4 protein-coding genes are annotated in these 8,225 nt (G+C 38.3%); 1 reads left to right on the forward strand and 3 read right to left on the reverse strand.

Going from position 1 to position 8,225, the window contains the following annotated elements; genetic code table 11:
- Nucleotides 1-75 precede the first annotated feature (75 nt).
- Together ACPDG9_RS11335 and ACPDG9_RS11340 are read right to left on the reverse strand one after the other, a co-directional pair.
- Nucleotides 76-1,743 carry a SusD/RagB family nutrient-binding outer membrane lipoprotein gene (locus ACPDG9_RS11335; protein WP_430527861.1) on the reverse strand — a complete coding sequence of 556 codons (1,668 nt, stop codon included), beginning with the start codon at nt 1,741-1,743 and terminating at the stop codon, nt 76-78.
- Between the two features lie 4 nt (nt 1,744-1,747).
- Complete coding sequence (locus tag ACPDG9_RS11340) at nt 1,748-4,867, reverse strand: SusC/RagA family TonB-linked outer membrane protein (RefSeq protein ID WP_430527862.1); 3,120 nt, start codon at nt 4,865-4,867, stop codon at nt 1,748-1,750.
- Nucleotides 4,868-5,325: 458 nt separating this feature from the next.
- Between ACPDG9_RS11340 and ygiD the strand changes: the two genes are divergently transcribed.
- Nucleotides 5,326-6,159, forward strand: a complete 834-nt coding sequence (gene ygiD, locus ACPDG9_RS11345; protein ID WP_430527863.1) for a 4,5-DOPA dioxygenase extradiol — start codon at nt 5,326-5,328, stop codon at nt 6,157-6,159.
- Between the two features lie 107 nt (nt 6,160-6,266).
- Here ygiD and ACPDG9_RS11350 read toward each other — a convergent pair.
- A partial coding sequence (locus ACPDG9_RS11350) for an OmpA family protein (protein WP_430527864.1) occupies nt 6,267-8,225 on the reverse strand: 1,959 nt, incomplete at its 5' end.

The following is an 8,225-nucleotide window of genomic DNA, read 5'->3' on the forward strand; positions in this document are numbered from 1 at the left end:
TCACTTTTACTTCAATGTACAATACAAAAAGGATACTCAAAAATGAGTATCCTTTTTGCAACTACTAATTTTCTATTAATGAGCCCAAATGAGTTTAGTATTCATCAAATCCCCCCCCATTCGCGCAGCGGCTTCATCTTTATTGGTTTTATTCACTAAATTAAGATCTGTTGAATATGTAATTCGCGCTGGCAAATCACTTAATCCATTTAGCGGAGTAAAGGTGTATTCTTTTTCTTGCTGGGGTCCAGGTGCTACTAATGCATGTGTTTGACCTGGCAGTAAGACCGTTTTTGGGTATTGCGTTCTTCTATATTCAGCCCATGCTTCATAAGGCTGTAGAAACAGTGCAATGTATTTTTGCGTTAAGATTGTTTCTGGGGTAACCGTATTAACTTGAGCGAGGTACTGGTCGACCTCAGTTTCGGCTACCTTCCATTTTTGCATAGAAGCTTTAATTCCCTTCACAAAATTTTCTTGCGAATTGATTCCTAATTCGGCCAAAATAAAAGCTACTTCAGCATACTCCATCAGCATTTCCGTATAATCCGCTTGATAGATTGTACTGCTAAACTGACAAGCATAATCAGCTTGACTTCCAGTGATAGCATCTGCAATTCCGAGTGGCATACCTTGATAGAAATCAGGAGTTCGATCTACGTAATCCCCTTTCTCTATACTCGGCTTTGGATTAGATGCATTGTAATAAAAAGCAAGTGTTACCTCTACCTCTTCCCCTTTGTCATTCACAAGTTTTTGACTTAGTGGGGCCACCATTTTAAACAATCGAGGATCAACAACCCCTGAAAAAGGATTGGGATGTGAGGTTTTCGTTTCTCCCTTGAGCAGCTCAACAAATGTATTAGAAGGAGAAAAATCATTTCGCTTATCTAGAAAAGCGGTTGTAAAGAAAGGAGCAGGATTAATCCTGTCATTTTGAAATTGAAGTCCAACATTATCTTCGTTAGATTCCAATAGAAGATTCGTATTGGCAGTTAATTCAGCGAGGTGATCTTTTGCTTGTGGAAGTACATCTTTTACGCGATTTGCTATTTTCAAACGCAGGGAATTAGCGAACTTTTTCAGTTTTAAAGGAGTTTGAAAAAGAAAGTCTCCTGAATTAAATAAGTTATTTGCTTCCATATTGATAGATTGGGCTGCCTCTTTCAATTCCTTCATTAGATCGACGTAGATCTTTTCCTGAGGAGCAAACTTAGGCGTAGAAATTTCTCCTTCCGTTCCCAGTGTCATCGCTTGAAAATCGCTGTCTTTCGTTCCATAAGAATAATAGGGAACATCACCATACATATCGACCAATTGCAATTGAGCATAAGCGATCATGATACGTGCGGCGGCCAATTGATTGGCTGGGTCTCCATACGTTTCTACTTTAGAGGCATTAGCGGGATTTTCGACAATATCAATAATTTGTTTATATCCTTTTACCGCTAAAAAGATATTGATATACAGACTATTATTCACCTCATTTCTAAACTGATAGCGATCTTCTGCGGTATAGTTTCGCTGTGCAGAATATTGAATCCAAGGCAAAGCCATACGACCAGAAGGCATACCTCCGCGGGTTTTTGTCATTAATTCTTTGTTGGTATTGTTAAACAATCCGTTAGTTGATACTACCAAGGGTTGATCTGGATTTACATTAATTTGTTCCAAGTCATGATCACAACTACTCAGCGTAATAAATCCTATAAGTAAAAGATAAAGATTGATGTATTTTTTCATGCGATTAGAGTTTAAATTTTACATTCATCCCGTATGATCGCGTTGAAGGCAACGAAGCCCCTTCGATCGCTTGGATATTTCCACTTCCATAAGAAGCCATTTCAGGATCCATTCCTTTCCATGCTAGATTCCACGTAAATAGATTACGAGCAAATAAAGAAATGGTTACCCCTTTAAAAGGTCCAACCCATTTGGTAGGCAGGTCGTATCCAATTGTCACTTCTCTTAGTTTGACATAATCTGCATCAAATACATTTTGTGCATCAACGGTACCATTAAAACCTTTAGCCCAATCCACAGCACTAACCAGTTGATCGTTTTGCGTTCCATCTTCTTTTACGCCATCTAAAATCAATCCTGTTTCTCGAATATCTCCTTTGGCTGTTTCTTCTAACATCCCCGAATACATTCCATACATATGGGTTGTTGAGAAGTATTTCCCTCCTTTTTGGATATCAACTAAGAATCCGATATTCAAATTTTTATAGCGAAAATTATTTCGGATTCCCATATTGTAATCCGGCAAATAAGACCCTAAGGCTTTTACTTCTGAAGCTTTATAAAGTCCATCTTCTCCTATGATTTTATTTCCATTGTTGTCATACATGTAATCCGTTCCGTAGATTTGTCCGTACGTTTCCCCTATCTTCCCTTGTAGTGTTACGCGAAAAGGAGCTCTTGCTATTTCAACCGATTCAACGCCTTCTGCCAATCGGGTTAATGTGTTTTTATTTTTCGCTATATTCCAGGTGATTTGCCAAGAGAAATCATCCGTTCGAATTGGAGTTAAATTCACAGTTGCTTCTATCCCTTTATTTTTCATATCACCTGCATTCATCCATCGGTAAGCAAATCCTGTAGCTGCATCATATTGTACCCTTGTAATTAGGTCTTGTGTTTTAATTTCATAGTAAGACACTTCAAAACCGATGCGATTATTGAGGAAAGCTGCCTCTAAACCAATCTCTTTTGTTGTCATTAATTCAGGCTTGAGGTTGGGGTTATTCGCTGTATTATTTAATGCATAGGTAGGGTCCCCTAAGAAAGGACCATTAAGGGTGTAGTAATCTGCGGTTCTATAAGCCTCCGTATCATTTCCTACCTGTGCCCATCCGAGTCGTATTTTTCCGAAGCTCAACCAATCCGCTTGATCGATTACATTAGAAAAGATAAAAGTTCCCGTTAAAGACGGATAAGTAACCGATTTTTTAACCGTAGAGAACCAATCTGTGCGCATTGTTCCTTCTAAAAACAAGAATTCTTCATAATTAATCCCTGCAGAAGCAAATACGGAATTTGTACGGGTATGTATATTTCTGTGGCTTGCTTTAGCGGGTGAAACGCTATTATCTAAATTATATAGATTAGGTAAAAACAGTCCTCCTACCGATTCTCCTTGCAGGTAATTATTTCTCTTTTCACTTCTATTTACCCCAGCAAAAGCATTTATTCCAATAGCGCCAAACGTATCATCATAGTGAATACGTCCTTCATAGTTATACTCCGATACATTTCGCTGTATCAGTTTATACGAGGAAGTGCTTTTAGAGCCAACTGCGACGCGTTCGCTGATTTCCATTGCGTATCGATCGCCATAGACGGTTCCGACAGCATAAACCTTATCCGAAAGATTATAGGTCACTTTTGCGTTTCCATATATTCTATTTCGGACATCTTCAGCTGTATTTTCATAAATTACCCAATAGGGGTTATCAGAATAAGCAGGTGTACCATCATCCCAAGAAATGCGATTCCACGATCGCTGATTTCCATTCGCTAATTTATAGTCTTTCAGTTTATTAAAATCAAGTTGGCGCTGTCCCCATTGAAAAAAGCGCTCAGCCACAGAATTATCACCATACCCTATCTCTGGGCGGTTAAATCCCTTGGTGCGAACGTAGTTAACATTAGCTTCAACTTTTACCTGATCACTTAATTGAGTTGCCGCATTGACTGTAAAATTATTGCGTTGTAATTTAGAATTAGGGACAATTCCTTCAGTTACTTGATTATTAAAAGCCATTCTAACATTGCTTTCTTTGAAAGATTTAGAAATAGCAACCGATTGATTATACGAAACACCTGTCTTAAAGAACGAACGCACGTCGTGTTTTGATTTTTCCCAAGGTACCTCCTTCATATAGTCGCTTTCAAACTCAGGATCAAAAGCATACCAAGGTAGATAAGGTGTACCATCGAGTTTAGGTCCCCAACTTTCATCTAAGATGTATTCTGGAATATTGTAAATTTTGCCGTTGATTTCTTGTTTTCTAAAAACTTCCGAACTTCCTCCGCCGTATTTAGTTTGTAGTTTTGGCATGATATTGACCGATTCAAACGTTAAGCCCGAATTGAATTCAATATCGGTTCGTCCATTTTTAGCTGATTTTGTGGTGTAAATAATAACGCCATTTCCCCCTCTATTACCATATAAAGCAGAAGCGGGTCCTCCTTTTAAGACGGTTACTGTTTCTATGTCATCGGGATTGATATCAGCTGACCCATCTCCATAATCGCGTCCACCAGAGCCTCTTTGCATATCGGTATCTGCAAAATTGCTATTATCAAGAGGCACACCATCAATAACGATTAACGGTTGATTGTTCCCTACCACAGATTTCACACCGCGCAATACAATACGCGCTGATCCTCCCATTGAGGATGGAGCAGTTACTTGTAAACCAGCGACATTTCCCGATAACGCATTCACCGCATTGGTTTGTCCTGCACCTGCTAGCTCCTCTCCTTTTACTTCTTGAGAAGAATAGCCTAACTTTTTCTTGTCTCGTTTAATCCCCAATGCAGTCACCACTACTTCTTGTAACATTTCCTCTACAGGAACCATTTGAACGTTAAATACACGTTGATTTCCTACCGTATACTTCACTTCTTTCATTCCTATGAAAGAAAACACTACAGTTGCTCCTTGTTTTACATTAAGGGTGTACGTTCCATCCAAATCCGTTTGTACTCCTTGCTGTGTTCCTTGAATACTAACAGTAACACCAGGCAATGGAATACCTTCGTCCGTAACAACTCCTGAAAGTTGCTTCTCTTGCGCTTGTACAAGTTGGAAAAACAAACAAAACACAAGCAAATAAATAAACCTTACTTTTAAATTCATTAGCACATTATTGAATAATTTACCAATCAAAATTAAATTATTATTTACTATTAAAATTTAACAAAACAAATAAATTATTATCATAAAAAAGAACAATTAAACAAATCAAACCATAAGACATTATTGTCACAGAAATCAAATATTTTGTCCATTGAAAATTTTTTAAAGAGATAAAAAACACTTTGATTTTAATTTATTTTTAAGATCATGACGTCTCTTTTTTAGGCATAAACGCAGGCGAGTTTTTATTTTTTATTTCTTTTTTGAAAGTTCTAAACGCCCAATTAAAAAACTCAATATCAATAATCTAAAACAAAAAACAAGATCAGAAGGGAAACAAGTATTTGCATCCATTCTGCGTTTGTACTGCGCTCATTTCGCTTTTCTATTAATTTTCATTTCCTTAACCTATTTTGCTATTTATTTTAAAGAACTTTAGGTGTTCAAATTTATCTGTTATGCAGTCACTTCAAGATTTATATCGCTTTGCTCAAGAGTTAACGTATAGTGAGCACATTATGCCAACACTCTTCATCGGTCATGGATCGCCAATGAACGCTATAGAGGATAGCGTTTTTTCAAAGAATTGGTCGAGTTTAGGTCAAACGATTCCTACACCTAAAGCTATACTAGTTATTTCTGCTCATTGGTTAACCAAAGGCAGTTATCTTACCGCGATGGATTTTCCAGCAACTCTACACGATTTTAGGGGATTTCCCCAAGCTTTATTTGACGTTGTTTATCCAGCCCCTGGCAGTCCTAGCTTGGCTTTAGAAACACAAGCGTTAGCTCGTCCTTTTGATCTTCTTTTAGATCATGATTGGGGGTTAGATCACGGAACTTGGTCCATTACGAAACACTTATTTCCAAAAGCAGATATTCCTGTCTTGCAATTGAGTATCGACTACTACAAACCTTTAGCTTATCACTATCAATTAGCGCAACAACTGCGCGAGCTTCGCAAAAAGGGAGTACTCATCATTGGCAGTGGCAATTTAGTTCACAATCTTCGCTTGCTTTCTTGGGAACAAATGGGGCAAGACTATGGTTTTGATTGGGCTATTGAAATTGATGCTCTTTTTCAAAAGAATATTGCCTCTTACAATTACAAGGATTTAATTGCTTATGAAAAACTACATCCCCAGATTAAACTTGCTATCCCCACCTCGGAGCACTATATCCCCATGCTGTATAATTTAGGCCTTAGAGAGGCTAAAGACGACTTGTTCTTCTTCAATGAGGCTTATGTAGGTGGATCGTTAAGTATGACTTCTTTTATGTACTATCAATAAAAAAGAGAGCGCTCAAATTGAGCGCTCTCTGGGCTTAGTGCTGCTTGTTTTAAATCCTACAGCAGGATCATCGAAAAAAAATTGCTTTGTTGTTTTTATGTGCTTGGCTACATCTCTAAAATAATAAACTCACTGCGTCTGTTTAATTGGTGTTCTTCTGCAGTACACGGTACGCCATTGCTACACTTGTTGAGCAATTGACTCTCTCCGTAACCTCGACCGTTTAAACGACTTGGATCTATCCCTTGTTCAATCATCCACTTGATTGTTGATTTCACACGACGATCTGATAAACTCATATTATAAGCATCATTTCCTCTACTGTCCGTATGGGAACGAACATCAATCTTCATCGTTGGATATTCTTTCATAACCTCCACTACTTTCATCAGCTCAATCGAAGCATCTCTGCGGATATTCGATTTATCAAAATCAAAGTAGATCGGTTGCAACTGTAATTTCTTGAATAAGTCATCGTTAACCTCTAGTGGTTTCTCCGTTTTTTCTAATCCGATATTCACGGTCTTTACCCCTGGCTCTCGATTGATATTAAAGGCTACTTCTACAGTATTGTAAAGCTCCTTCTCAGCTTTGATGCGGTATTTATTTCCACAATCTAAAAGCGAAGTTACATAATATCCTTTATCATTGGTGTATAAAGTATCTGATTTTTGATACAAGGCATCCGAAATTACAACTCGTGCATTGACTAGGCGTTCATTGGTGTCTTTATCATAGACAGTTCCTTCGATACTTTGTTTACACGGTTTCTCCGCTAAAAAGTAAATATCATCAGATCCTTTACCTCCTGTGCGGTTTGAACTTACAAATCCTTTGCCTTGTTTTGGGTCTAAATAGAAACCAAAATCATCCAAACTACTGTTAATTGGGGTTCCCAGATTAACTACAGGACCAAAACTACCGTTGGGATAAAGTTTAGAAACAAAAATATCCATTCCTCCTAAACCAGGATGTCCATCCGAGGAAAAGTAAAGTTGGTTATCCGAAGAGATAAAAGGAAAGCTCTCGCGCCCTTCCGTATTGATCGTTTTACCCAAATTTTCTACTTCGCCATATCCTCCATTTTCATATAAAGCAACGCGAAATAAATCAGACTGACCTACTGTCCCTTTGCGATCGGAAACAAAGTACAACCATTTGTCATCTGGAGTTAAAGCAGGATGGGCTGTATTGAAATTGTCTGAATTAAAAGGCAACTCCTCTACTAGTCCCCACTTCCCATCCGATTGCTTTACTGTCTTGTATAATTTTAATAAAGAGGTTTTCTCTTTATTTTGTTTGCTTCTTCCACTTGTTTTAGAGTTGTTACGCGTAAAGAACATGGTGTTTCCATCTTGCGTAAACACAGCGGTTGCATCATTGACTTTGGAATCGATTTCTGGAGCAAAGAGCACTGGTTCACCAAATCCCTTCTCATCAATCACAGCGCTGTATAAACTGGTGTAGCTTTCGTTGGTCCACGAGTGGATTTGACTGCCACTTTGATGATCCGTAGCACGAGCAGATGTAAAGATAAACTGATCTCCTAAGATGGTTCCCCCATAGTCGGAATACTCCGTATTCAAATCCAACAGCTTAATGTCATAGCGATCCGAATGATTTTCGATATGCGCGAGGTAATCGCGGTTTTTGTTGTACAACTCCGTTCGAGAATCCTCCTTTTCCATCGCTGCAAACTGATTCATCAACGCTTTCGACTTGTCGTAGTTCTCTACTGCTTTGAGCGTTTGAGCATAGCGGTAGTAGTATTCTGAAGTCAGCTTGGACGTGTCTTTATCTTCATACGAACCCTCAAAGAGTTCAGCATACCATTTGTTTGCCTCTACTAATTTGCCGTTGAAGTAATACGCATCTGCTAAGTTTTGTAAGATAGACGTATTGACATACCCTTTATCAGCGATGCGTTCATATACTTTGATGGCATCGACATAAGCCAAGCGATCAAAGTTTTTATCTCCTTGTTTTTCTTTTTTTATCTGGCTGTATCCTCCAAGACTAAAGCTCAATGCTGCACTTAAAAGACCCAGTTGTATGATCTGTTTTAC

The sequence above is a fragment of the Myroides sp. C6-3 genome, assembly GCF_050522425.1.
GTDB lineage: Bacteria > Bacteroidota > Bacteroidia > Flavobacteriales > Flavobacteriaceae > Flavobacterium.

Coding starts and splice junctions, on each gene's coding strand:
- ACPDG9_RS11335 (WP_430527861.1), bottom strand. CDS start 1,743: ATGAAAAAATACATCAATCTTTATCTTTTACTTATAGGATTTATTACG.
- ACPDG9_RS11340 (WP_430527862.1), bottom strand. CDS start 4,867: ATGAATTTAAAAGTAAGGTTTATTTATTTGCTTGTGTTTTGTTTGTTT.
- ygiD (WP_430527863.1), top strand. CDS start 5,326: ATGCAGTCACTTCAAGATTTATATCGCTTTGCTCAAGAGTTAACGTAT.